At 32.8% G+C, this 24,129-nt stretch carries 19 protein-coding genes and 2 tRNA genes; 10 read left to right on the top strand and 11 right to left on the bottom strand.

Annotated elements, in window-relative coordinates; all coding sequences use genetic code 11:
• Positions 1-23: 23 nt before the first annotated feature.
• Entirely contained in the window at positions 24-884 is an 861-nt protein-coding gene (locus B0A75_RS11945; RefSeq protein WP_089054500.1) for a helix-turn-helix domain-containing protein, read from the bottom strand.
• A gap of 95 nt (positions 885-979) precedes the next feature.
• Here B0A75_RS11945 and B0A75_RS11940 point away from each other — a divergent pair, with 95 nt between their 5' ends.
• Positions 980-1,342, top strand: a complete 363-nt coding sequence (locus B0A75_RS11940; protein WP_071636409.1) for a DUF983 domain-containing protein — start codon at positions 980-982, stop codon at positions 1,340-1,342.
• A gap of 71 nt (positions 1,343-1,413) precedes the next feature.
• Positions 1,414-2,289 (top strand): ACP S-malonyltransferase, encoded by an 876-nt coding sequence (fabD, locus tag B0A75_RS11935; RefSeq protein ID WP_089054499.1) that lies wholly within the window; start codon positions 1,414-1,416, stop codon positions 2,287-2,289.
• A 186-nt stretch (positions 2,290-2,475) separates the two neighbouring features.
• Here the strand turns inward: fabD and B0A75_RS11930 are convergent, their stop codons facing one another.
• The 3 genes from B0A75_RS11930 to B0A75_RS11920 all read right to left on the bottom strand — a co-directional run bounded on the left by B0A75_RS11930 (position 2,476) and on the right by B0A75_RS11920 (position 5,668).
• Positions 2,476-3,393 (bottom strand): DMT family transporter, encoded by a 918-nt coding sequence (locus B0A75_RS11930; protein ID WP_089054498.1) that lies wholly within the window; start codon positions 3,391-3,393, stop codon positions 2,476-2,478.
• Between the two features lie 82 nt (positions 3,394-3,475).
• Positions 3,476-4,492 (bottom strand): UDP-glucose 4-epimerase GalE, encoded by a 1,017-nt coding sequence (galE, locus tag B0A75_RS11925; protein WP_089054497.1) that lies wholly within the window; start codon positions 4,490-4,492, stop codon positions 3,476-3,478.
• A 42-nt stretch (positions 4,493-4,534) separates the two neighbouring features.
• Positions 4,535-5,668: a DegT/DnrJ/EryC1/StrS family aminotransferase gene (locus B0A75_RS11920; protein ID WP_089054496.1), complete on the bottom strand. Its 1,134-nt coding sequence runs from the start codon at positions 5,666-5,668 to the stop codon at positions 4,535-4,537.
• Between the two features lie 134 nt (positions 5,669-5,802).
• Here B0A75_RS11920 and B0A75_RS11915 point away from each other — a divergent pair, with 134 nt between their 5' ends.
• Positions 5,803-7,032 (top strand): 3-deoxy-D-manno-octulosonic acid transferase, encoded by a 1,230-nt coding sequence (locus B0A75_RS11915; RefSeq protein WP_089054495.1) that lies wholly within the window; start codon positions 5,803-5,805, stop codon positions 7,030-7,032.
• A 345-nt stretch (positions 7,033-7,377) separates the two neighbouring features.
• Positions 7,378-7,602 carry a PG1828 family lipoprotein gene (locus B0A75_RS11910; RefSeq protein ID WP_089054494.1) on the top strand — a complete coding sequence of 75 codons (225 nt, stop codon included), beginning with the start codon at positions 7,378-7,380 and terminating at the stop codon, positions 7,600-7,602.
• A gap of 118 nt (positions 7,603-7,720) precedes the next feature.
• Here the strand turns inward: B0A75_RS11910 and B0A75_RS11905 are convergent, their stop codons facing one another.
• From B0A75_RS11905 to mutS, 4 genes are all read right to left on the bottom strand, one after another.
• Positions 7,721-8,101: a DUF1508 domain-containing protein gene (locus B0A75_RS11905; protein WP_089054508.1), complete on the bottom strand. Its 381-nt coding sequence runs from the start codon at positions 8,099-8,101 to the stop codon at positions 7,721-7,723.
• A 138-nt stretch (positions 8,102-8,239) separates the two neighbouring features.
• Positions 8,240-8,325, bottom strand: a tRNA-Leu gene (locus B0A75_RS11900).
• Between the two features lie 14 nt (positions 8,326-8,339).
• A tRNA-Gly gene (locus B0A75_RS11895) sits at positions 8,340-8,412 on the bottom strand.
• Positions 8,413-8,562: 150 nt separating this feature from the next.
• On the bottom strand, positions 8,563-11,169 hold the full coding sequence (mutS, locus tag B0A75_RS11890) for a DNA mismatch repair protein MutS (protein WP_165765121.1): 2,607 nt from the start codon (positions 11,167-11,169) through the stop codon (positions 8,563-8,565).
• Between the two features lie 159 nt (positions 11,170-11,328).
• Here mutS and B0A75_RS11885 point away from each other — a divergent pair, with 159 nt between their 5' ends.
• From B0A75_RS11885 to B0A75_RS11875, 3 genes are all read left to right on the top strand, one after another.
• Positions 11,329-11,766: a DUF1573 domain-containing protein gene (locus B0A75_RS11885; protein WP_089054493.1), complete on the top strand. Its 438-nt coding sequence runs from the start codon at positions 11,329-11,331 to the stop codon at positions 11,764-11,766.
• Between the two features lie 74 nt (positions 11,767-11,840).
• Positions 11,841-12,383 carry an RNA methyltransferase gene (locus B0A75_RS11880; protein WP_089054492.1) on the top strand — a complete coding sequence of 181 codons (543 nt, stop codon included), beginning with the start codon at positions 11,841-11,843 and terminating at the stop codon, positions 12,381-12,383.
• Positions 12,384-12,490: 107 nt separating this feature from the next.
• A complete protein-coding gene (locus B0A75_RS11875) occupies positions 12,491-14,683 on the top strand; it encodes an Ig-like domain-containing protein (protein ID WP_089054491.1) in 2,193 nt (730 codons plus the stop codon).
• Between the two features lie 60 nt (positions 14,684-14,743).
• Here the strand turns inward: B0A75_RS11875 and folK are convergent, their stop codons facing one another.
• Both folK and B0A75_RS11865 read right to left on the bottom strand, forming a co-directional pair.
• Positions 14,744-15,877, bottom strand: a complete 1,134-nt coding sequence (gene folK / locus B0A75_RS11870) for a 2-amino-4-hydroxy-6-hydroxymethyldihydropteridine diphosphokinase (RefSeq protein WP_089054490.1) — start codon at positions 15,875-15,877, stop codon at positions 14,744-14,746.
• 58 nt (positions 15,878-15,935) lie between these two features.
• Positions 15,936-17,126: a carboxypeptidase-like regulatory domain-containing protein gene (locus tag B0A75_RS11865; protein ID WP_089054489.1), complete on the bottom strand. Its 1,191-nt coding sequence runs from the start codon at positions 17,124-17,126 to the stop codon at positions 15,936-15,938.
• 201 nt (positions 17,127-17,327) lie between these two features.
• Between B0A75_RS11865 and sppA the strand changes: the two genes are divergently transcribed.
• The 3 genes from sppA to B0A75_RS11850 all read left to right on the top strand — a co-directional run bounded on the left by sppA (position 17,328) and on the right by B0A75_RS11850 (position 22,828).
• On the top strand, positions 17,328-19,085 hold the full coding sequence (gene sppA, locus B0A75_RS11860; RefSeq protein WP_089054488.1) for a signal peptide peptidase SppA: 1,758 nt from the start codon (positions 17,328-17,330) through the stop codon (positions 19,083-19,085).
• Between the two features lie 14 nt (positions 19,086-19,099).
• Positions 19,100-20,047, top strand: a complete 948-nt coding sequence (locus B0A75_RS11855; RefSeq protein WP_089054506.1) for an alpha/beta hydrolase — start codon at positions 19,100-19,102, stop codon at positions 20,045-20,047.
• Positions 20,048-20,215: 168 nt separating this feature from the next.
• The gene (locus B0A75_RS11850) at positions 20,216-22,828 is read left to right on the top strand and encodes an AsmA-like C-terminal region-containing protein (RefSeq protein WP_089054487.1); all 2,613 of its coding nucleotides are present in this window, start codon (positions 20,216-20,218) and stop codon (positions 22,826-22,828) included.
• A 50-nt stretch (positions 22,829-22,878) separates the two neighbouring features.
• Here B0A75_RS11850 and B0A75_RS11845 read toward each other — a convergent pair whose 3' ends face one another.
• Positions 22,879-23,958 (bottom strand): glycosyltransferase family 9 protein, encoded by a 1,080-nt coding sequence (locus tag B0A75_RS11845; protein ID WP_089054486.1) that lies wholly within the window; start codon positions 23,956-23,958, stop codon positions 22,879-22,881.
• Positions 23,959-24,129: the final 171 nt, after the last annotated feature.

Raw genomic sequence — 24,129 nt, 5'->3', positions numbered from 1 at the left:
CTGAGCGAAGTCGAAGCCCTTTTTTACTTTATATTTCGAAATTCTGTTGGCGAAACTCCTGTTTGTTTTTTGAAGAATCTGGAGAAATAGGAATAATCTTCGTAGCCAACTTTAAAAGCTACTTCGTTTACGGCTAATTGTTTGTCGATCAACATTCTTTTAATCTCAAGGATTACGCGGTCTGTAATTACTTCTGTGGCGGTTTTTTGCAGAATTTCATTGCAGATTCGGTTTAAATGTTTTAGCGTAATATTTAGCTTTTCTGCATAAAAAGATGGGAGCTTTTCTGTTCTAAAATACTCTTCCAATAATGATTCAAACTTGTTGATTTTAATATTGTATGAATGTGTTTGATGCGAATAAGTTTCACTGTATTTACGAGCAATTTCAATATGAATTGAATCTAATAAATTCAGCATTTTATCTAATTGATATTTCGCATTTTCATTACTTTCTTGAATCAGTAAATTAAAATACGAAAGAATTCTGGGAATTTCTTTTTCTTCAAAAACCATTTCAGGACGATTATGAATGGAATGATAAAAATTGTAATCGTTGATATTTTTTTGTCCGAAATATAAATTATACAATTCCTGAGAAAAAATAATTACAAAACCCTCTACATCTTCAGACAAACTCCAATGATGCATTTGCCCAGGCTGCAGCACAAACAAACTGCCTCTTTTTATTTCGAATTGATCAAAATCGACTTCATGCAATCCCGAGCCTTTTGTAAAAAAGACCATTAAATAAGAATCATGACGATGCGGTTCTTCGACAAAACTGTGACTTTTTAGATGTTCTTTAAAGGTATTCACATAAAAATCACGATGAATATCATTGCAGTTAAAATTCTGAACACTATAAACGGGATATTTCTTCATAAAAATGTCTTTATTGTGCTATAATCAGCGAAGATATAAAAAAGCCTTTTATAATACTCTGAATTACCTTTGTATAAATAAAAAACAACAAGATCATGTCAAGCGCATTAACTCATATATTAAGCAACGAATGTCCTATTTGTCATAAAGGAAAAGTATTTACAGACAAAAATATTTTTTTGACTTTCGGACTTCCAAAAATGAATGAATACTGCAGTCATTGTAATTATAAATTTCAAAAAGAGCCTGGTTATTTCTTTGGTGCTATGTATGTAAACTACGGATTAACAGTTGCTCAGGGAATTGCGACGTACTGTATTGCACAGTTTTTCTTTGAGAAAAATTTCGATTTAAGAATCATTCCAATCATTGCTGTTGTCATTACTTTACTAACTTCTTTCAATTTGAGATTCTCTAGGTTAGCATGGATTTATATGTTTAAGGATTATACGAAATAAAAAAGTGTTATTTTTGCCTTTCAATTGAAGCTAATTTTCAATTCCAAAAAAATAAAAAACAAATTAGACAAATGAAAGCATACGTATTTCCAGGTCAAGGCGCACAGTTTACAGGAATGGGCAAAGACTTATATGAAAACTCGGCTTTAGCCAAAGAATTATTCGAAAAAGCTAATGAAATTTTAGGTTTTAGAATTACAGATATTATGTTTGAAGGCACTGCCGAAGAACTTAAAGAAACTAAAGTTACACAGCCTGCTGTATTTCTACACTCGGTTATTTTGGCTAAAACTTTAGGCGAAGATTTTAAACCAGAAATGGTTGCAGGACACTCTTTAGGAGAATTTTCAGCTTTAGTTGCCAACGGAACTTTATCTTTTGAAGACGGTTTGAAATTAGTTTCTCAGCGTGCTTTAGCTATGCAAAAAGCCTGCGAAATTACTCCATCTACAATGGCAGCAGTTCTAGGTTTAGCGGATAATATTGTTGAAGAAGTTTGCACTTCTATCAATGGAATTGTGGTTGCCGCAAATTATAACTGCCCAGGACAATTGGTTATTTCAGGAGAAACTTCAGCAGTTGAAAAAGCTTGTGAAGCGATGAAAGCTGCAGGAGCAAAACGTGCTTTAATTTTACCTGTTGGAGGTGCATTTCACTCACCAATGATGGAACCTGCAAGAGAAGAATTGGCTGCCGCAATTGAAGCAACTACTTTCTCTGCTCCTATTTGCCCAGTGTATCAAAACGTAACGGCAAACGCGGTTTCTGATGCAAACGAAATTAAAAAGAACTTAATCATTCAGTTGACTGCTCCTGTAAAATGGACGCAATCAGTGCAACAAATGATCGCTGACGGCGCTACTTTGTTTACAGAAGTTGGCCCAGGAAAAGTGTTAGCTGGTTTGATTAATAAAATTGACAAAGAAGCGGTTACTGCGAATGCTTAATCACAGAGGCAGACTGCAGTTCGTCTTTTAAATCAAATATTACATGAAAAAAGCTCTGAAAAATATATTTTTCAGAGCTTTTTGTCATTTCGACGAAGGAGAAATCTTCGCGAGTAGCTCGACAAAGTTTGCGGAGTTTCTTGTGGTGATTTCTCCTTCGTCGAAATGACATACTTAAAGGAAATACTAAACTTCGGACTCAAATACTTTCTTTTCTTTCTTCTTGTAATTGACAATAAAAACTCCAAGAATAATAAGCGCCGTAGCAATAATAAAATCAATAGTAATTATTTCATCTAAAAGAAGCCAGCCCAAAAATACAGCAATTATTGTGTTTATATAAGCCAGAATAGAAACTTGAACAGCCGTAACATGCTTCAAAGCATAACTGTAACTAAAAAAAGCAATTACAGATCCGAAAATCGACAAATACAAAGCTGCAAAAATACTTCTTGAACTCCATGAACTAAAATCTAGATTTGGTGAAAAAATAGAAGCTAAAACCAGCTGAATACAAGATGCTGTTGTAAATTGATAAAACAAGTTAAGCACAATATTGTTTGATTTATTGGCATGTGTTTTAGTATAAATTGTTCCAATGGCCCAAGCCAAAATTGCAAATCCCATAAACATCATTCCGCTTCTGTAATCAGCATCTAAAAACGATCCAAGTCCGTCTTTGAATATAAAAACGACTCCCGAAAATCCAATTAATACTCCAACAAAACCTTTAAAACTCATTTTTTGCAGGCCAACTAAAATGCTTCCAAGAAATATCAATATCGGAGATAAGGCACTTATCACAGATGCTAATCCGCTTGGCAAAGTCTTTTCAGCTATTGTGGTAAAACCATTTGCAATTACAATCATTAAAACTGACGGAATAAGCTGTTGCTTGAAATTTCCCCAACCAATCCATTTCATTTCTTTTTTGAACAGCAAAATTGTCATCATAATTAATCCCGCCAATCCTTGACGAATTGAAGTAACAAACCAAGGCGGAATAGTTTCAACCGCAACCCTGATTCCTAAAAATGTTGTACCCCAGATAATTCCAACAGCTGCCAGAGCAAAAATCAATTTATAATCTAAATTTTGTTTCATGATAATCAATCATCTAAAAAAAATCCCAAACTATATTGCTATAATTTGGGATCTTAAAATTTTATAATTTTAATGTAAGGAATTATTTATTCCTCACTTTTTGTTCCCATTTCCAGGCGCTTGCCATTGCTTCGTCAAGACTTAATTCAGCCTTCCATCCTAAAACATTGTTTGCTTTATCTGTGTTAGCGTAAGCTTCCGTAATATCACCCTCACGACGAGGCTTAATTACATATGGTAATTTTTTATCACTTACTTTTTCAAAGCTATTAATCACTTCTAGAACCGAACTTCCTTTTCCTGTTCCTAAGTTGAAAGTTTCTACTTTTGCTAAATTCTTTTTATTCAACAAACGCTGTAAAGCGATTACGTGCGCTTTTGCTAAATCTACGACGTGAATGTAATCACGAACAGCAGTTCCGTCAGGAGTTGGGTAATCATCTCCAAAAACAGACAATTCTTTGCGAAGTCCTATTCCGGTTTGTGTAATAAACGGTACTAAATTTTGAGGAACACCAATTGGTAATTCTCCAATTTCATTTGTAGAATGCGCTCCAACTGGATTAAAATAACGCAGCAAAATAGCATTGATATTTGTTACTTTGGCTGTATCTGTAATAATTTCTTCTCCAATTTGTTTAGTGTTCCCGTAAGGCGACATTGCAGCTTGCACTGGAGCGTCTTCGGTAATTGGCATTTTTTCGGCTTGACCATAAACTGTACAAGACGAACTAAAAATAAAACTCGCTTCTGGTTTTTGCTGCAATTCTTGTAAAAGATAAACTAAACTGCTGATGTTATTTTCATAATACAGTAATGGGTTTTCAACACTTTCTCCAACTGCTTTTGACGCTGCAAAATGAATTACCCCTGTAACATCGTTGTGTTTTTTAAAGAAACCCTGAACGGCACTTTTTTCTCTTAAATCAATTTTTTCGAATAAAGGCGTTTTTCCAGTAATTGTCGTAATTCCTTTTAAAACATCTTCGGTAGAGTTTGAAAGATTATCAATTATCACAACTTCAAAGCCTTCATTTTGCAATTCGACTACGGTATGAGAACCAATAAATCCTAATCCTCCTGTTACTAATACTTTCATTTTGTGGTTGTTTTGCGCTGTTGTTTATTTGGTTTAATTATTTTATTTATTCAAAAATTCTAAAACAGAATCTGTTATAAATTTAATTTGTTCATCATCAAGCTCTGTATGCATTGGCAAAGCAATAACTTCTTTTACTAATTGATTGGTAACTGGAAATTGCTCTTCTTTATAACGAGAATCTACATATGCTTTTTGAGAGTGCAGCGGAATTGGATAATAAATTGCACATGGAATTCCTTTATCTAATAAGTGCTGCATCAAAGCATTTCTATCAGCATCTAAAATTCTTAATACATATTGATGAAAAACGTGATCATTTTCGTTTGCATCAAAATCTGGCGTAATAATATGTGCATTTCCAGCAAAAGCCGCATTGTATTTTGCTGCCGCTAAACGACGTGCTTTATTATACTCATCCAACAAAGGCAGTTTTGCATTTAAAACTCCAGCTTGAATACTGTCTAAACGCGAATTTACTCCCACAACATCATGATGATAACGCTCATACATTCCGTGATTTACAATTCCACGAATAATGTGCGCCAATTTATCATCGTTTGTAAAGATTGCTCCACCGTCTCCATAACAACCTAAGTTTTTAGACGGGAAAAATGAAGTTGCCGCAACGTGACCAATTACTCCAACTTTAGTTTTTGCGCCGGATTTAGAAATGTAATCAGCTCCAATCGCCTGAGCATTATCTTCAATTACATATAAATTATGCTCAGCTGCAATTTCCATAATCGCATCCATATTTGCAGCGCGTCCAAATAAATGTACCGGAACAATTGCTTTTGTTTTTGGCGTAATTGCTTTTTTAATTGCTTCAATATCGATGTTCATATTTACCATATCAACATCAACTAAAACCGGAGTTAATTGCAATAAAGCAATAACCTCAACAGTTGCTGCAAAAGTAAAATCGGCAGTAATAACTTCGTCACCTGGCTGAAGACCTAATCCCATCATAGCAATCTGCAAAGCATCTGTTCCGTTTGCGCAAGGAATTACGTGTTTGGCACCTAAATAATCTTCAAGATTTTTTTGAAATTGATGTACTAAAGGTCCGTTTATATAAGTATTAGTATCTAAAACTTCTTGAATCGAAGCATCAACAGTAGTTTTTATTTTTTCATATTGACTCTTTAAGTCAACCATTTGAATTTTTTTCATTTTCAATATATTTTAAAATTAAAGATCTGTTTTACTATCAGATTCTCTAAAAGGAGGAACAAAAATAGTTATTTAATAACTTCAAACCATGAAAATAGTCGAAAGAAATGTATTTTAGCCACAAAAATAAACAGATGCTTTTTCTATATAATTTAGTTATTTCTATTGCGGGCTTTTTTCTGAAAATCGTCGCCCTTTTTAGTCCGAAAATTAAGCTTTTCGTTGAGGGACGAAAAAACGTTTTTTCAATTTTAGAAGAAAAAATAAAACCTTCAGACAAAACTATTTGGTTCCATTCTGCATCACTTGGCGAATACGAACAAGGTCTGCCTGTAATTGAAAAAATCAAAGAAAAATATCCTTCTCACAAAATTATTGTAACCTTTTTTTCGCCTTCAGGATATGAAGTGCGCAAAAACAACACTGTTGCCGATGTTACTATTTATTTACCATTAGACTCAAAAAGCAATGCAAAACGTTTTCTAAAACTCGTTCATCCTGAATTTGTCTTTTTCATTAAGTATGAATTCTGGTTGAACTATTTAAAAGAACTGGAGAAAAGCAAAACGCCGACTTATTTGATTTCGGGAATTTTCAGAGACAGTCAGATGTTCTTTAAATGGTATGGAGGTTTTTATAGAAATGCTCTCAAAGCTTTTACCTACTTTTTTGTTCAAAACGAAAGTTCTAAACAAAAAATTGAAACAATTGGCTTTAATAATGTAATTATCTCTGGCGACACTCGTTTTGACAGAGTCGCAGCAATTTTAGAAAGAGATAACACGCTTGATTATATCGAAAATTTCAAAAACGATCAACCAACCATAGTTATAGGCAGTTCTTGGCCAAAAGACGAAGCCTTAATAGCGGAATATATCAATCAAGCACCTGATAATGTAAAATTCATTATTGCCCCTCATAATATTAAGACCGATCAAATTGCTGCATTGAAATCACTCCTTACAAAATCTACTATTTTGTATTCTGAAAAAGAAGAGAAAAACCTATCAAATTACAATGTCTTTATAATAGATACTATTGGGCTTCTAACAAAGATCTATAGTTATGCTACAATTGCATACGTGGGCGGTGGTTTTGGAAATCCAGGAATTCATAATATTTTAGAACCGGCCACATTTGGAATTCCAATTGTGATTGGACCAAATTTTGCAAATTTTGCAGAAGCTGTTTCTTTAGTAGAACTTGAAGGATGTATGCCTGTATCTACTTTTAACGAATTAAAAACTGTTTTTGATCGTTTATTAAATGATGCTATCTTTTTTAAAGAAAAAAGCAAAATCTGCAAGTCGTTTATTCAAGAAAACAAAGGTGCAACAGATACTATAATGAGGATCGTTTCATAACAGTCTTTTTCTTTACTCATTATTGCGACTCTTATTTTCACATTATACACCAATTTACCCATTTTGTTTTTTTTTACCATCTTATAAATTCATTAAGAAAACAAAATAAACCTTAATCAAGAGGATCAAAACCACCTATTTCTATAAAGAATATTCAGCAAATAATAATTTGCACAGAAAAATAAACAATTTAAGATAACTTTATCATTCTGGCACATTATTTGTTAACTAAGATAAACGTGAGCAATGAAAATATTTTAAAAAAAAAATAAAAAAATATTTTACATATTAAAAAATTTATATCTTTGCCACGAATTAATAATTAACCTTTTATAATAAAGTAAGATGAAAAAAGTATTTTTAAGTTTAGCTGTTGTTGCTGTTTTAACTGTTGTATCTTGTAAAAAAGCTGACGCTGCAGCTACTGAAGCTGTAGATTCTACTGCTGTTGCTGTTGATTCTGCTGCTACTGTAGTTGATTCTGCTGCTGCAACTGTTGATTCTGCTGCTGCTAAAGTTGATTCTGCTGCTACTAAAGTAGAAGAAGCTGCTAAAGAAGTAAAAAAATAATTAGAACCTAAATTCTAAAAATTTTAAAACCATCGATTCGATGGTTTTTTTTTGACCAAAATTCAACCTTTGGATTTTACAAATAAAAAAAGCGCTCACTTCGGTGAACGCTTTTTTTTTATTCTTCTACTTCTTCCTCAACCGAAACCTCCTCATCCCCAAAAATAGATTCACCTGATGAAAAATCTAAAATCTCTGATCTCGAGGCATAAGTCACAATTTCCTTAATTCCTTTTTGAAGAAGCAATTCCGTAGTATATTTTCGACTTGTTGCAAAGTGAACATCACCCAGCATCAATTTAAAAAAATACTTCCCTCCCGAGCCTTTAAATTTCAAAAATCTCGAAAGTTCAATTGTCTTTTTAAACTTCTCAATATCCTCTTCACACTCAAACCTCAACTCATAACTCAAACTCGTAAAAATAACTTTTCCTTTCCTAGATGTAAACACAAACTTATATTCATCATTAAACCGCTTGCTAATTACAAAAGCCCCCATATTTTGATTATTGATTTTAGATTTTAAATTATTGATTTTAAACCCCCTTAGAATCTTCAAAATCAATCTACTCTGCAAATTGATTTTATCATTGAGTTTACACCATAAAAAAAGCCTCTTCAAAAGAAGAGGCTTTAGTACTCAGAGCGGGACTTGAACCCGCACGAACATTGCTGTTCACTGGATTTTAAGTCCAGCGTGTCTACCAATTTCACCATCCGAGCATTGTATGGTTTTGAGCGAAAAACGGGGCTCGAACCCGCGACCTCGACCTTGGCAAGGTCGCGCTCTACCAACTGAGCTATTTTCGCATTTCAAATTCTAATTAAGAACTGCAACACTTGACTTGTCTTGTATTGCGAGTGCAAATTTAGGACATTTATTCAATTACACAAGCGTTTTTTCAAAAAAAAATCAACTTATTTTATAACTTTCTGATAACCTAAACTTTAAATATGAAATTATTTTTTAACCAACATTCTTTTTATCTCGTTAAGCTTCATCAGCGCTTCAACAGGTGTAATCGCGTTTATATCAAGCCCCAGAATCTCCTCTTTTATCTCTTCTAACAAAGGATCATCTAAATTAAAGAAACTCATCTGCATTTCATCATTAACCTCTTTCACTCCATTTAAAGCTTCGCTAGAATGATTTTTTTCTAACTTCTTTAAAAGTTTCTGCGCTTTCAAAATTACAATTTGAGGCATTCCAGCCATTTTTGCTACGTGAATTCCAAAACTATGTGCGCTTCCTCCTTTTACAAGTTTACGAACAAAAAGAACAGTATCTTTTAGCTCTTTTACAGCAACATTATAATTCTGAATTCTAGACAGCGATTCCGTCATTTCATTTAATTCATGGTAATGCGTTGCAAACAAAGTCTTCGCTCTGCCAGGGTGCTCGTGCAAAAATTCAGCAATCGCCCACGCAATCGAAATTCCGTCATAAGTACTAGTTCCTCTTCCAATTTCATCTAAAAGCACTAAACTTCTATCAGATAAATTATTCAAGATCGAAGCTGTTTCATTCATTTCTACCATAAAAGTAGATTCTCCCATCGAAATATTATCAGAAGCTCCAACTCTGGTAAAAATCTTGTCTACAATTCCCATTCTTACGCTGTCTGCAGGAACAAAACTTCCCATTTGAGCAAGTAAAACGATTAAAGCGGTTTGTCTTAAAATAGCCGATTTACCAGACATATTAGGTCCGGTAATCATAATAATCTGCTGCGTTTCTCTATCTAAGAAAACATCGTTTGCGATATAAGGTGTTCCAACCGGCAATTGTTTCTCAATCACAGGATGTCTTCCGTTTTTTATATCAAGCTCAAAAGTTTCATCAATTTCTGGACACACATATTGATTTTCTACAGCTAACTGAGTAAACGAGCACAAACAATCTAGTTGCGCCACCAAATTTGCATTCATTTGAACAGGCTTAATATAAGTTGCAATCCAAGCAATTAATTGCTCAAAAAGCTCTGTTTCAATTTTATGAATCTTCTCTTCTGCACCTAAAATTTTTGTTTCATATTCTTTTAATTCCTCAGTAATATAACGTTCTGCATTTACAAGTGTCTGCTTACGAATCCATTCTTCTGGAACTTTATCTTTATGCGTATTTCTAACTTCAATATAATAACCAAAAACATTATTAAATGAAATTTTTAAAGAAGAAATCCCTGTTCTTTCTGACTCTCTTCTTTCAATTCCTTCTAAATATTCTTTTCCTGAAGTTGAGATAGCACGTAAATCATCTAATTCTTCACTTATACCTTTGGCAATTGCATTTCCTTTTGCAATCGCAACTGGCGCATCTTGATTTAAAGTTATTTTGATTTTCTCTCGCAGTAAATCACAAGCATGCAGACTGTCTCCTATAATTTTTACCGCCTCCTGTTTACTTTCCAGCGCTAAGGTTTTAATTGGGATAATCGCATCTAAAGATTCTTTTAAATAAACAATTTCGCGAGGAGAAACTTTTCCTGCTGCTATTTTAGAAATCAAACGCTCTAAATCTGAAATCTGTTTAATTTGATATTGAATATTATGTAAGACTTCTGGATTTGATTTCAAATATGAAACCACATCATGGCGCCCTTTTATTTTTTTACTGTCCTTAAGTGGCAAAGCCAGCCAACGCTTCAACAATCTCCCTCCCATTGGAGAAAGCGTCCTATCTATAACATCTAAAAGTGTAACAGCATTTGGATTATAACTATGATACAATTCTAAGTTTCGAATTGTAAAACGATCCATCCAAACATATGCATCTTCTGCAATTCGCTGAATAGCCGTTATGTGCTGCACACGATTATGCTGTGTTTCAGACAAGTAATACAAAATCGCTCCAGAAGCAATAATTCCTTCTTTTAATTCTTCAACCCCAAAACCTTTTAAAGAGTTGGTTTGAAAATGTTTAGTAAGCGTTTCGAGTGCATAATCTTCTTTATAAATCCAATCTTCTAAGTAAAAACTATGAAAATCATCGCCAAATGCATCTCTGAAATCGCTTTTATTATTTTTAGGAACTAGAACTTCACTCGGATTAAAATTCTGCAATAACTTATCGATATATTCAGCATTTCCTTGAGCCGTTAAAAACTCTCCCGTTGAAACATCCAAAAAAGAGATTCCGATATTTTTATTAGCAAAATAAACGGATGCTAAAAAGTTATTTGTTTTAGAATGCAAAACCTCATCGTTTAAAGAAACTCCCGGCGTTACAAGTTCTGTAACACCACGTTTTACGATAGTTTTAGTCATTTTAGGATCTTCCAGCTGATCGCAGATGGCAACACGAAGCCCTGCTTTAACCAATTTTGGCAAATAGGTGTTAACTGAATGATGAGGAAAACCTGCCAGCGCTGTTTCTGTATCTGAACCTGCGCCTCTTTTGGTTAAAGTAATGCCTAGAATTTTTGAAGCTCTAATGGCGTCTTCTCCAAATGTTTCATAAAAATCTCCTACTCTGAAAAGCAGACATGCATCAGGATATTTTCTCTTGATTTCGTTGTACTGTTTCATTAAAGGTGTTTCCTTCACTACTTTTTCTTTAGCTGCCAAAATTGATATATTTTAAATGAAAATTAAGACAGCGAATTTATAATTTTTTAACGGCATATTGAAGGCTTCAAAAATTAAAATATTTTAAGCTATTTTTAAGCTCACTTTTAAGAATTTTATATAGATTTGTTCAATCATTTAAACTAAGAATCTAAAAAGATGAAAAAAATAATTTTATTCGCTATGTTAGCAGTTGTTGGTATTACAGCTTCTAACGCTCAAAGCACTAAAAAAGCTGCTGCTAAAGCTGCCAAAGTAGCTAAAATTGAAGGAGCTGGAATGGCTTTTGAAACTGAAACTATTGATTACGGAACTATCGCGCACAATGCTGATGGAAAACGTGAGTTTGTTTTTGTTAACAACGGAACAAAACCGTTAATCATTACAAACACAACAGGATCTTGTGGATGTACTGTACCAACAACTCCAAAAGAGCCGATTGCTCCTGGTGCTAAAGGTATTATTGGTGTAAAATACGCTACTGACAGAGTTGGTGCTTTTACAAAAACAGTAACTGTTACTTCTAACGCTGAAGGACAACCAACAAAAGTACTTACTATTAAAGGTACAGTTTTACCAGATCCAGTAAAAAGCTAATCTGAAAAACAATAAAATAATCGAAAAAGCTTCCTTATCTTTGGAAGCTTTTTTTATGACCTGAATTTATACCAATGAGAAAACTAGAAAACAGCGAACTAGAACGCAAATCAATTGAAGATTTTAAAAAATCAGACAAGACACCTTTAATATTAGTTTTGGATGATATTCGCAGTTTGCACAATATTGGATCTGTTTTTAGAACTTCGGATGCTTTTTTGATCGAAAAAATAATTCTATGTGGTATCACTGCAACACCTCCAAATAAAGAGATTCACAAAACAGCTCTTGGCGCTACTGAAACAGTTGCTTGGGAACACCACGAAAATGTATTAGAAGTTATCGAGAATCTTAAAAAAGAAAATGTAATGACACTAGCCATTGAACAAGTGGAAAGTTCTATTTTTCTTCAAGATTTTAAAGTGGAAAAAAATCAAAAATATGCTTTGGTTTTTGGAAATGAGGTATACGGTGTTGCACAAGAAGCTGTAGCTATTTGCGACGGCTGTATCGAAATTCCTCAATTAGGAACGAAGCATTCTTTGAATATAGCGGTTAGCGCAGGAATTGTAGTCTGGGATTTGTTTCAAAAACTAAACTGGCCAAATAACGATTAAGAAATTATTCTTTTACAAAAAACTGTGATTTTAAATCGAAAAGCAGCTGTAAATGTTAGATTTTTAAATATATTTTTTTATTCTTATAAAATTGATACTTTTATAAAATGAAAAATGTTAATTTCTTTAAAATAACGCTTTTACTACTTCTTTTAAATGTGGCAAAAACTCATGCAAATGAAAATTTTAAAACTGAAAATAGGTACGCAGACACATACTTACATGACAGTCTTAAAACGAATAAAAAAAGAAATACAACGTTAGATTTTGCTATCACACCTCCTATTATAACTGCAACTGGAAATCAATTTTACTGCCCGCAAAGCACTATAAAAATTGTAGAGACTATTAGCATAACTCATGATCCTGCTGAACCATCTACTCAAGCAGTTTACATTCAAATTTCATCTGGTTATTCAAGCGGTCTTGACAAACTAGAACTTTCAAACCCAGCTTCGCATCCTGCAATTACAACAAGCTGGGACGCGACCGCTGGAAAATTACGATTATACAGTTCGACAGGAGCAAATATCTTGTATTCCGATTTTGTTAATGCAATTAAGGATGTTGTATATTCTAATTCATCAGCTACAGCCTCTGGCACTAGAACTTTTTCTATAACGATTGGTCAAGCCAATTACCTTCCGTCAACACAACATTTTTATTTATTTGTACCAAGTATTGGCATCACGTGGTCGAGTGCAAAAACCGCAGCCGAATCAAGTACTTATTATGGATTACAGGGTTATCTTGCAACTATTTTATCTGCTGACGAAGCTAAATTAATTGGCGAACAAGCCTCTGGAACGGGATGGATTGGAGGAAGCGATGCAGAAACCGAAGGTGTTTGGAAATGGGTAACCGGTCCTGAAGCAGGCACTGTTTTCTGGAACGGAAGCGCAAATGGCTCAACACCAAATTTTGCTTTTTGGAACACTGGAGAACCAAACAATAGAGGTGGTAATGAGAAGTATGCCCACATTACACAACCTGGCGTAGGAATAAAAGGCTCTTGGAATGATTTATCAAATAATGGAGACCCAACAGGAAACTATCAGCCAAAAGGCTATGTTGTCGAATATGGCGGAATGCCAGAAGAAGCTCCTTTACAAATTGCGGCAAGCACAAAAATCACAATTCCCGAAATAACTAGTTTACTTACTCCAAGTCCAGTTTGTGACGCAGGAAGCTTTACTTTAAACGCAACTGCAACTGCCGGTGCCGCTATTAACTGGTACGATTCACCTACAGGCGGAACTTTATTAGGAACTGGAAACACTTACACAACTCCATCACCGATAACAGTAACTACAACTTATTATGCTGATGCGGGCTGTGAAATAAATAGAAAATCAGTAATTGCGACAGTTAATCAAACTCCTAATATTCCAACTGCTGTTTCTTCGAATGTTTCAAGATGCGGTGTTGGAAGTGTAACTTTGCAAGTCAGTTCAAATATTGGGCTTATTAATTGGTATGCAAACTCAACTGGCGGCACAAGTATTTTTACAGGCAATAGTTTTCAAACTCGTGCTATTTCTACAAATACCACTTATTACGCAGAAGCTTCAAATAACGGCTGCATTAACACGAATCGTATTCCAGTTGCCATTACTATCTACACCCCTCCTGTTGTTGCAGATGAAACTTTGCCTTTATGCCAATTTCAAACTATAACATTAGATGCTGGAATTACAGGAATGACTTATTTATGGTCTAATGGAGCAACAACACAGACTACCGACATTACTGAAGGCGGTATTTACACTGTTGATGTAACCAGCCCTGCTCCTGAAAATTGCACAAGCCGAAAGACAATTACAGTTGAAGAACATGAGATTCCGCAAATAGATCGAATTGGTGTCAGCGGTACAAAAGTTGTGATTTATCTAAAAAAAGAAACTGCTTATTTTGAATATTCTGTTGATGGAATAAACTTTCAGGACTCAAATACTTTTTATGATGTTCCTGGTGGATTGCAAACAGCATATGCTCGAGATAAAAATGGCTGTGGACTGGGAATGCAAAATTTTGTTGTTCTTATTTTCCCAGCATTTTTCACCCCAAACAATGATTCTTACAATGACACTTGGGAAGTTACTGGAATAGAAAATTATCCTCAGGCACAGGTCACTATTTTTGATCGATACGGAAAGTTGATTGCACAGCTAAATGCATCTAAAATGAGCTGGGACGGAACATTTGACAAAACCCTTTTGCCTGCTTCCGATTATTGGTACGCTTTAAAGATTGATAATACACAACCCATTTTACGAGGTCATTTTTCGCTGAAAAGATAATTTATTAATAAAAAATGAACAAATTAGAAAATTATCTAATTGACACATTCTCTAATTATCTTAATTCAACTTCTTTCTAATTTCATCTAAAACAAACAAATAATCTTCTTGTTTTTTTACAAAATCACGATTAGAAACATCAATAATCAAAACATTCAAATCAAATTGGGATTTAATATATTCTAAATAACCATTATTGATTTTATCTAAATATTCTGCTTCTATATTTTGTTCGTAGCTTCTGCCTCGTTTCTTTATATTTTGAAGAAGTCGTTCTGTATTTTGATATAAATAAACATACAAATCTGGTTTAGGCATTTCTTTGTAAATAATATCAAACAAGTTTCGGTACAAGCGATATTCATCTTCCGCCAATGTAATTTTAGCAAAAATCAGCGATTTAAAAATATGATAATCGGCAACGATAAAGTCTTTAAACAAATCAAACTGTGCTAAATCATCTGATAATTGCTGATAACGATCTGCTAGAAAAGACATTTCGAGTGGGAATGCATATCTATTTTGGTCTTTATAAAACTTTGGCAAAAATGGATTATCAGCAAAACGCTCTAAAACTGTTTTTGCATTAAAATCGTCGGCAATTTTATGTACCAAAGTAGTTTTACCTGCACCAATATTACCTTCGAAAGCAATATAATTAAAGTGTTCAAGTGCAATTTCATGCAAGGGATTTTTTAGATCCTGAACGACTGTACAAACGCTGTCATCTGGCGAAACTGCAATTAACTCCGAAATTGATTTCTGAAAAACCGGATGTTTCCAATCCAATTTTAAATCTGATATTGGTAATAGAACAAAATTTCTATTCTGCATTAATGGATGCGGCACCTGAAGTTTTTCAGATTCTATAATTTCATCATCATAAATAATCAAATCAACGTCAATAATTCTAGATTGATACCCTTCTTTATTAGAGCGAATTCTACCTAATTGTTTTTCGACTTTTAAAACTTGATTTAATATTTTTTGTGCAGATGAAGCCGTATGCAAAAGTAAAGCGCAATTATAAAAGGCATCACTCTCAAAACCCCAGGCAGGTGTTTCATACAATTTTGAAACCTTGATTACCGTTCCCACTTCTTGATGTATCAAATTGATACAACTTTCGATGTTTTCTAACCTGTTTCCTTGATTGCTGCCTATGGATAAAACGACTTGATGCTGTGACTTCATAATAAATGCAAATTAACTAAAACTATTTTAGAATTAACTACATTATTTGTTTCAAGAATTAGAAGTTCCCAACTACTTCAAACTCTTTCTTATTGTCTTTATTTTCTGAAACACGTTTTAAAAATGCATTCAAATCACTCGTTAGAGGTAATTGGTTTTGACTTTTCCAAAATTGTTCAGAATATGGATATTTTACTTTAAAAATATCTTTATCCATAGACAAATTTGATTTTGCTTTTTCGGCGATAAAACTATTCGTTACAAAAAAATTGGTCGAATAATCATAAAAAGCTTTTGGAACCTTTTCGTTACCAAGCAGTTCAACTCTAACATCTGATTTTGCATTATTTAAATAATATTTATTGGTACTGCTGTTCTTTCTATAATTTGATGTTGTTTTAAAAATAGTTGTTCGATATTCTACACTACCCTTTTTTTGAAACGGTACTTTTTCTCCATCATCATAAAGATCAAAGTGTGTTTCGACAATTGCATAATCTTCCTTATTAATTATAAAGTAGCCGCTTGTTTTTTGTCCAACAGAATTATCTATTTTTTTACTAAAACTAATTTTAAAAAAATTATTCGCTGCATTTTTTTCCTGAGTAAGTTCGAAGTCTTCCAATTTTATAACTATCAACGCATTGATGTCAAATAATTTTTCAAAACTTTGAAATTCAAAATAAATAAAATCTTCTTTATCCTTAATTCCAACTTTTCTCATATTCAAAATCTCAACTTCACATTTATTATCCGGCTGAGTTTTGGTTTTAAAAATACTTTTTCTTGATACTTTCCCATAAATATCCTGCAGTCTGACTAATTCGTCATTTCTTTTCAAAACACATCGCAGAAAGAAATTTTCATTATAAGGTTCGAGTATATAATTTTCCTTCATTTTAGCATATGCCTTTTTCATAATAGCCATTTCACCGCCTACTACCACTTCTTCAAGCTCAATTGTTTTGCTTTGTAAAAAAATTGTATCTCGTTTATTTACTTCCTCGAAACTAAGTTTTAGATTTTCATAACCAATCAAGCTAAAATTCAATTCATTATAATCCGTAATAAAAGAAAAATAACCCTCTTCATTTGTTATCGAATTATCTTTTAAATTATAAACATTTACTTTCTCCAAAGGCAGTTTTGTCAATTTATCAACCACCACTTTTTTAGTTTGTATTTTTTGTGCTTCGGCATAAAAACCAACTAGAAAAAAAAGGCTCAACAAGGCAATTTTATCTTTCATTTTGCAGTATTTATTTTTATCAAATATAAAATATTCCAACTTCAAACCATACTTATCTTACAAATTATACTATCTTTAATTAGAAGATTAAAAATGTAAAAACTACAAATATTTCGCTGATGCAGATACAAAAGTTACATCGATTTTAGATTATATTTGTAACAAATCCATCTTTTTGATACTTATTAAAAAAATATACATATGAAATTTTTAGGAAATGTAATCGCTACTGTTATTGGTATTTTTGTATTTATCATGATCTTCTTTTTTGGAGTAATTCTAATTGGAGTCATTTTTGGGGGAGAAGACAAGGTTTCTGTAAAAAATGATTCAGTTATAGAATTAAATCTAAAACAAATCAATAACGATTATGCAGGTAAGTATAAAGATCCTTGGGTAACTGTTTTTTCAGAAAAAAAAGGAATTGGGTTAACGGATGTTATTAACGCTATTGAAGCGGCAAAAACAGACAGTAATATTAAGGGAATTTCAATTTTAAATGATGAATCATCTTTAGGATTGGCTCAATATAAAGATTTGCGAAATGCTCTTGAAAGCTTCAAAAAATCAGGGAAATTTGTTTGGGCTTATGCTAATACTTATTCTCAAAAAGAATACTATTTAAATTCTGTTGCCAATACTGTTTATTTGAATCCTGCCGGAGATCTTGATTTTAAAGGACTTTCGTCTGAAGTTATGTTCTTTAAAGATTTTCAGGAAAAATCAGGAATTCATATGGAAGTTATTCGTCACGGAAAATATAAAAGTGCGGTTGAGCCATTTTTAGAAAATAAAATGAGCGATGCAAATAGAGAACAAGTTACTGCGCTTTTAAATTCTATTTGGACAACAGTTTGCAGCGACATTTCGAAAAGCAGAAATATCCCTGTTGCGAAATTAAATGAAATAGCAAACGGCCTATTGGCTAGAACTCCTGCAATGGCAAAAGCAGAACGTTTAGTTGACATTGTTGCTTATGAAGATGTTTATCATAATGCCATCAAAAAAGCTTTGAAAGTAACTGGAGATGATGATTATAACAAAATTTCTATTCTAGATTATACTCAAAACAATATTACTACTGCATTAACAAATACTGCTGATAATCAAATTGCGATTATCTATGCTCAAGGCGAAATTATTGGCGGCGAAGGTGATGTAACTGTAATTGGTGAAGGCTCAATGCGTCGTTCGCTGCAAGAAGCTCGAAAAAATGAAGATGTAAAAGCTATTGTTCTTAGAATTGACAGCCCAGGCGGAAGCGCTTTAACTTCAGATTTAATTTGGAGAGAAATTGAAATCACTAAAAAAGTAAAACCAGTTGTGGTTTCAATGGGAAATTATGCAGCTTCTGGAGGTTATTATATTGCTTGTAATGCAAATAAGATTTTTGCCGAAAGTAATACTATTACGGGTTCTATAGGTGTTTTTGGAGTATTACCAAATTTCACTCCGTTGGCTACTAAATTAGGAATTAACACAGAGCAAGTTAAAACACACGAAAATTCAGCAAATTACAGTCCGTTTGTGCCGCTTGATGAAAAATTTAAAGCCTTTACACTTGAAGGAGTTGAACAGATTTACAAAAATTTTGTTACCCATGTTGCCGAAGGTCGAAAAATGACTTTCGCACAAGTTGATTCTATTGCTCAAGGAAGAGTTTGGTCTGGATCTGAAGCGGTAAAAATTGGATTAGTGGACAAAATTGGAGGTCTTAATGATGCTATTGCTGAAGCTGCTAAAATTGCTAAGATTAAAGATTACAGCACACAAAATTATCCTGAATACGAAAAAACTTTTAGCGATTTAATGGCTAACCTTCCTTTTGCAAAATCGAAAGAGGCGTTTATAAAAGAAGAAATAGGTGAAGAAAACTATCTGCTTATCGAGCAAGTTAAAAGATTTCAAAGACAAAAAGGTGTGCAGGCAATGATGCCTTTTGGAATAAACATTAAATAATGCTATCTAAAAAAATGAAAACTATATTTCTCTTTTTTTCCGTTTTATTCCTGACAATTGCAAATGCGCAAAATACAACGCAACATACTTTTAAAGAAACTAATGTAACTTTAAAAATTAATGTTGATCAGCTGTACGGAACTCTAACTGTTCCTGATGAAGTTAAAAAATGTCAGGTTGTTTTGATAATTGCAGGTTCAGGTCCAACTGACCGAAATGGGAACAATCCGATGATGAAAAATAATTCCTTAAAAATGCTGGCAGAAGCTTTAGCAAAAAAAGGAATTGCATCATTACGATTTGATAAAAGAGGAATTGGAGAAAGTAAAGCTTCTGCAATAACAGAATCGAGCTTGGTTTTTGAAAACTATACCGAAGATGTAAAAAGCTGGATTAACTTTTTAAAACTTGACAAACGTTTTACACAACTTACTGTTATTGGTCACAGCGAAGGTTCCTTAATTGGAATGATTGCGGGCGCAAAGGCTAATAAATTTGTTTCTATTGCAGGTGCAGGAGAATCTGCAGATAAACTTATAAAATCGCAAATAGCTTCTAAATCAAACAAACAATTAGAGGATATGACGTTTCCTATTATTGACAGTTTAAAAAGCGGCAATAAAGTAAATAAAGTTGATCCGCTTCTAAATTCGCTTTTTAGACCAAGTATTCAGCCTTACTTAATTTCATGGTTTAAATATGATCCACAAACCGAGATTAAAAAAATCACCGTTCCTATTTTAATTTTACAAGGAAACAACGATTTGCAAGTAAGCGTTAAAGATGCCGAAAATTTGGCTCAAGCCAACAAAAATTCGCAACTGGCTATCATTGATAAAATGAATCATATTATGAAAATTATTGACGGCGATAAACAGGCAAATATGGAAAGTTATAATAATGAAACCCTGCCAATTTCAGAAGTATTGATTGAAAAAATAGTCTCCTTTATTAAAAAATAAATACAATATCATAAATTTAAATCCGTTTGAAAATTATCAGGCGGATTTTTTTATTCCCATTTTACAGCTATTTCTTACAGTTTTTAAGAAAACTTTATCGTCTGTCTCATTCAAAAAAACTATTTTTGCATGAGTCCTAATTTCAAATTAAATCTCAAATCTATAAATATGTTAAAGAAAATTTTAAAAATAAGCGCCATTGTAATTGTGGTTTTTGTTGCCGCATTATTCGCCATTCCTTATTTCTTTAAAGATCAAATCAAAGCAAAAATTGCCGATGCTATAAATGAAAGTGTAGATGCTAAAGTAAGTTTTGCTGATGCTGATTTGAGTTTGTTTAAAAACTTTCCAAATGCAGCGGTAGGAATTGAAAAACTAGTAATCATTAACAAAGCTCCTTTTGAAGGTGATACGCTTGTTTCTTTAGGCGAGTTGAATTTAAAAATGAGCATTAAAGAACTTTTTAAAGGAAAAGATGAACCATTGAACATTCAGGGAATTACTTCTGAAAATGGTTTAGTAAATATCATCTTTAATAAAGACGGCGTAGGAAACTTTGATATTGCGTTGAAAGACAAGAAAGAAACGGCTAAAGATAATGCAAGCAAACCACTTTCGTTAAAAATTCAAAATTACAAAATCGAAAATTTCACGTTCAGATACATTGATCAAGGATCAAAAATAAAAATGGTTATTGACAGTTTAAACCACGAAGGAACTGGTGATTTTACCAATTCAAAATTGGATTTAACAACAAAATCAACTGCCAAAGTATCTTTAGATATGGACAAAATCAATTACATGAAAAATGTAAAACTGACTTTAGATGCAGTTTTAGGAATTGATTTAGATCAAAGCAAATACACTTTTAAAGAAAACAAAGCTTTAATTAACCAATTGCCATTAGAGTTTGACGGCTTTATACAAATGGTTGAAGCGGGACAGATTTATGATTTGAAATTTAAAACGCCAACCTCATCATTTACTAATTTCTTAGGTTTAATCCCGTCAGCATATTCATCAAGTCTTGATGGCGTAAAAACAACCGGAGACTTTACGGTTGCAGGTTTTGCAAAAGGGCAACTAACAGATACTACTGTACCAAAATTTAATGTTGCCATTGCGTCAAATAATGCTTCATTTCAATATCCAAACTTACCAAAATCAGTTCAAAATATTGTAATCGACACTAAAATTATAAATGAAACTGGGATTTTAAATGATACTTATGTTAATCTAGACAAACTTTCGTTTAGAATCGATCAAGATGTTTTTAATGCTAAAGCAAATATCAGAAACATTACTGTAAACCCTTTTGTTAATGCGGCTTTAAAGGGAACAATAAACTTGGCGAATCTTTCAAAAGCATATCCTATTAAAATGGACAAACCTTTGGCAGGTATTTTAAAAGCTGATGTTACTACACAATTTGATATGGCTTCTGTAGAAAAAAGCCAATATCAAAATATTAAAAATGCTGGAACAATGAGTTTATCAGGATTTAAATATACTGATGAAAACAATAAATCGATGAATATCAGCACGGCATTGGTTGAGTTCAATCCAAGTACAATTAACTTGAAACAATTTAATGCAACTACTGGAAAAAGTGATCTTGCTATAAATGGTGTTCTGGAAAATTTCTACGGTTTTATGTTCAAAAAACAGGAATTAAGAGGAAACTTTAATATGAGTTCAAATCAATTGGCTGTTGATGATTTTATGACTGCCGGCGAACCTGCAAAAGCAGAAACGAAGACAGAAACAAAAACTGCCGCAAAACCAGCTGAAGCAATGAAAATTCCAGCTTTTTTAAACTGTACTTTAAATGCAAAAGCAACAACTGTTTTATACGACAATTTGAAGCTTAAAGATGTTTCTGGAAAATTAATCATCAAAGATGAAAAAGCTTTACTGGAAAACTTTAAAACATCAATTTTTGGAGGAACAATTGGTTTAACCGGTGCTGTTTCGACTAAAACCAAAGTTCCAACATTTGATATGAATTTAGGTTTTAACCAAGTTGATATTGCACAGACTTTTACGCAATTAGACATGATGAAAAAAATTGCTCCAATTGCTGGAATTATAAATGGTAAGCTAAATTCGACTGTAAAACTAAACGGTAATCTTGATGCAAATGAACTGACTCCAGATCTAAAATCAATTTCAGGAGATTTATTAGGGCAGCTGCTTTCGACTACTGTAAACTCTAAAAACTCTACTTTATTGAATGCTTTAGGTTCAAACATCAAATTTATTGACATGAATAAAGTCAATTTGAATGATATTAAAGCGGCTTTGACTTTTGATAATGGAAAAGTAAACGTAAAACCATTTGACATTAAATATCAAGACATAAAAATTACGGTTGGTGGAACTCACGGTTTTGATCAAACGATGAACTACAATTTAAAACTTGATGTTCCTGCTAAATATTTAGGAAATGAAGCAAATGCCTTTATTGCTAAAATGTCTCCTGCTGATGCTGCAAAACTGCAAAACATACCAATAAATGCTATAATTACTGGTAATTTTTCTAATCCAAAAATTACTACAGATATGAAAACTGCAGTTTCTAGTTTAGCCACACAAGTAGCCAATCAGCAAAAAGAAAAACTGACGCAAAAGGGTACTGCTGCTTTGACTGATTTAATCAATAAAAACACTAAAGCAAAAGATACGACGCAGGCAGCGAAAACTGAAAAAGAACAAAAAACGCAAGAGGTTACTAAAAAAGCAAGTGATTTATTGAATGGATTATTTAAGAAGAAGAATTAAATAAAAAAAGGCATCCTGTTAAACGGATGTCTTTCTTTTTTCTTTTACGATTAAATAGCTTTCGAAAAGATATTTAATTTACCATTGTTTAGAATTGAATTAATGGTTTTTATATAATCCTTTTTAGAATACAAATTGACGTCTATCCCTACGCTGCAATTATCATAAGGCTCATATTTTTGTATGTTTGAAACAGAGAATAAACCAATTGTAGGTGTTTGAACGGCACTTGCTAAATGCATAATTCCACTGTCAGCACCAATAAACAAATCCGCATTTGCAATAACCGAACCTATTTCGCGAATATCTTTACTATAAAATGTCGGTGCTTTAAAATCAATCTGCGAAACATTTTCTACGGGCAAAATTTCAACAATATTATAATTTTTATATTCTGCGGTAAGCTGTGAATAAAAAGATTCCCACCACTCTACTGACAAACATTTTGCACCAGTTGCATAAGTAAAAATGCAAATTGTTCTTTTGGCATTAGAAACTAGATCATTTAGAATTTCTTTGCCTTCAGCAATTTCAGAAGAAGATAATTTGAGATCTATTGGAGCTATGATTTTGTTACTTTTTGCAAATCCTAGTTTTGTTAGATAGTATCGGAAATTATAAACAGGATATTTTGCAATATGATTGTAGTCGCTTTTTACAAGTTGAGATTCTTCAAATAAATCTCCAAAGAATTTGTACTTAGCATTTGAGAACTGGACTGCTAAACGTCCTGAGGAAGAATTTTGATCGACGTTGATCGCAATATCATATTTTCGTCTTTTTATCGAAATCCAAACATTTAGATATTTCAATAAACTTTTGAATGGCTTTTTGGGTAAATCAATAACTTTATCGATACAGTCGTAATTCTCAAAAATTACCGGAGCTAAAGTTCCCTTAACAAACAAATCGACTTTACAATTTGGAAACATTTCACTTACTTCCTGAACGAGAGGAGTGATCAGTAAAAGGTTTCCTAATCTGGCATTTGGTCTGCAGACTAAAACCCTTTTTATCTCCATTTTGTCTACTAAAACAAAACCGGGATCTTCCTTTGGTTTTCCAATATTCTTAGTCAGACCACGCATTATACTGCGCCTGTATTGATTTACTTTTGTTAAAACACTCATCTGTATCGAATAATTTATGAATTATTAAATCGTCTTAATTTTAGAATAAAACCTCTAATGACTTGTTTCCAAATCTAGGTTCTTTATTTTTCTAAAAATAAATTCTTTCAATAAGCATTTATTACAAAATTGTAACCAAATGTATCAATATTTGCATCTTTATGTCTTTGG

The sequence above is a fragment of the Flavobacterium oncorhynchi genome, from assembly GCF_002217355.1.
In the GTDB taxonomy this organism is placed as follows: Bacteria; Bacteroidota; Bacteroidia; order Flavobacteriales; family Flavobacteriaceae; genus Flavobacterium; species Flavobacterium oncorhynchi.
This window is presented reverse-complemented; position numbering and strand designations above follow the sequence as displayed.

Coding starts and splice junctions, on each gene's coding strand:
- galE (WP_089054497.1), bottom strand. CDS start 4,492: ATGAAAGTATTAGTAACAGGAGGATTAGGATTTATTGGTTCTCATACC.
- B0A75_RS11865 (WP_089054489.1), bottom strand. CDS start 17,126: ATGAAAGATAAAATTGCCTTGTTGAGCCTTTTTTTTCTAGTTGGTTTT.
- folK (WP_089054490.1), bottom strand. CDS start 15,877: ATGAAGTCACAGCATCAAGTCGTTTTATCCATAGGCAGCAATCAAGGA.
- B0A75_RS11940 (WP_071636409.1), top strand. CDS start 980: ATGTCAAGCGCATTAACTCATATATTAAGCAACGAATGTCCTATTTGT.
- B0A75_RS11905 (WP_089054508.1), bottom strand. CDS start 8,101: ATGGGGGCTTTTGTAATTAGCAAGCGGTTTAATGATGAATATAAGTTT.
- B0A75_RS11910 (WP_089054494.1), top strand. CDS start 7,378: ATGAAAAAAGTATTTTTAAGTTTAGCTGTTGTTGCTGTTTTAACTGTT.
- B0A75_RS11845 (WP_089054486.1), bottom strand. CDS start 23,958: ATGAGTGTTTTAACAAAAGTAAATCAATACAGGCGCAGTATAATGCGT.
- fabD (WP_089054499.1), top strand. CDS start 1,414: ATGAAAGCATACGTATTTCCAGGTCAAGGCGCACAGTTTACAGGAATG.
- B0A75_RS11855 (WP_089054506.1), top strand. CDS start 19,100: ATGAAAACTATATTTCTCTTTTTTTCCGTTTTATTCCTGACAATTGCA.
- B0A75_RS11945 (WP_089054500.1), bottom strand. CDS start 884: ATGAAGAAATATCCCGTTTATAGTGTTCAGAATTTTAACTGCAATGAT.
- B0A75_RS11885 (WP_089054493.1), top strand. CDS start 11,329: ATGAAAAAAATAATTTTATTCGCTATGTTAGCAGTTGTTGGTATTACA.
- sppA (WP_089054488.1), top strand. CDS start 17,328: ATGAAATTTTTAGGAAATGTAATCGCTACTGTTATTGGTATTTTTGTA.
- B0A75_RS11920 (WP_089054496.1), bottom strand. CDS start 5,668: ATGAAAAAAATTCAAATGGTTGACTTAAAGAGTCAATATGAAAAAATA.
- B0A75_RS11850 (WP_089054487.1), top strand. CDS start 20,216: ATGTTAAAGAAAATTTTAAAAATAAGCGCCATTGTAATTGTGGTTTTT.
- B0A75_RS11915 (WP_089054495.1), top strand. CDS start 5,803: ATGCTTTTTCTATATAATTTAGTTATTTCTATTGCGGGCTTTTTTCTG.
- B0A75_RS11930 (WP_089054498.1), bottom strand. CDS start 3,393: ATGAAACAAAATTTAGATTATAAATTGATTTTTGCTCTGGCAGCTGTT.
- B0A75_RS11880 (WP_089054492.1), top strand. CDS start 11,841: ATGAGAAAACTAGAAAACAGCGAACTAGAACGCAAATCAATTGAAGAT.
- B0A75_RS11875 (WP_089054491.1), top strand. CDS start 12,491: ATGAAAAATGTTAATTTCTTTAAAATAACGCTTTTACTACTTCTTTTA.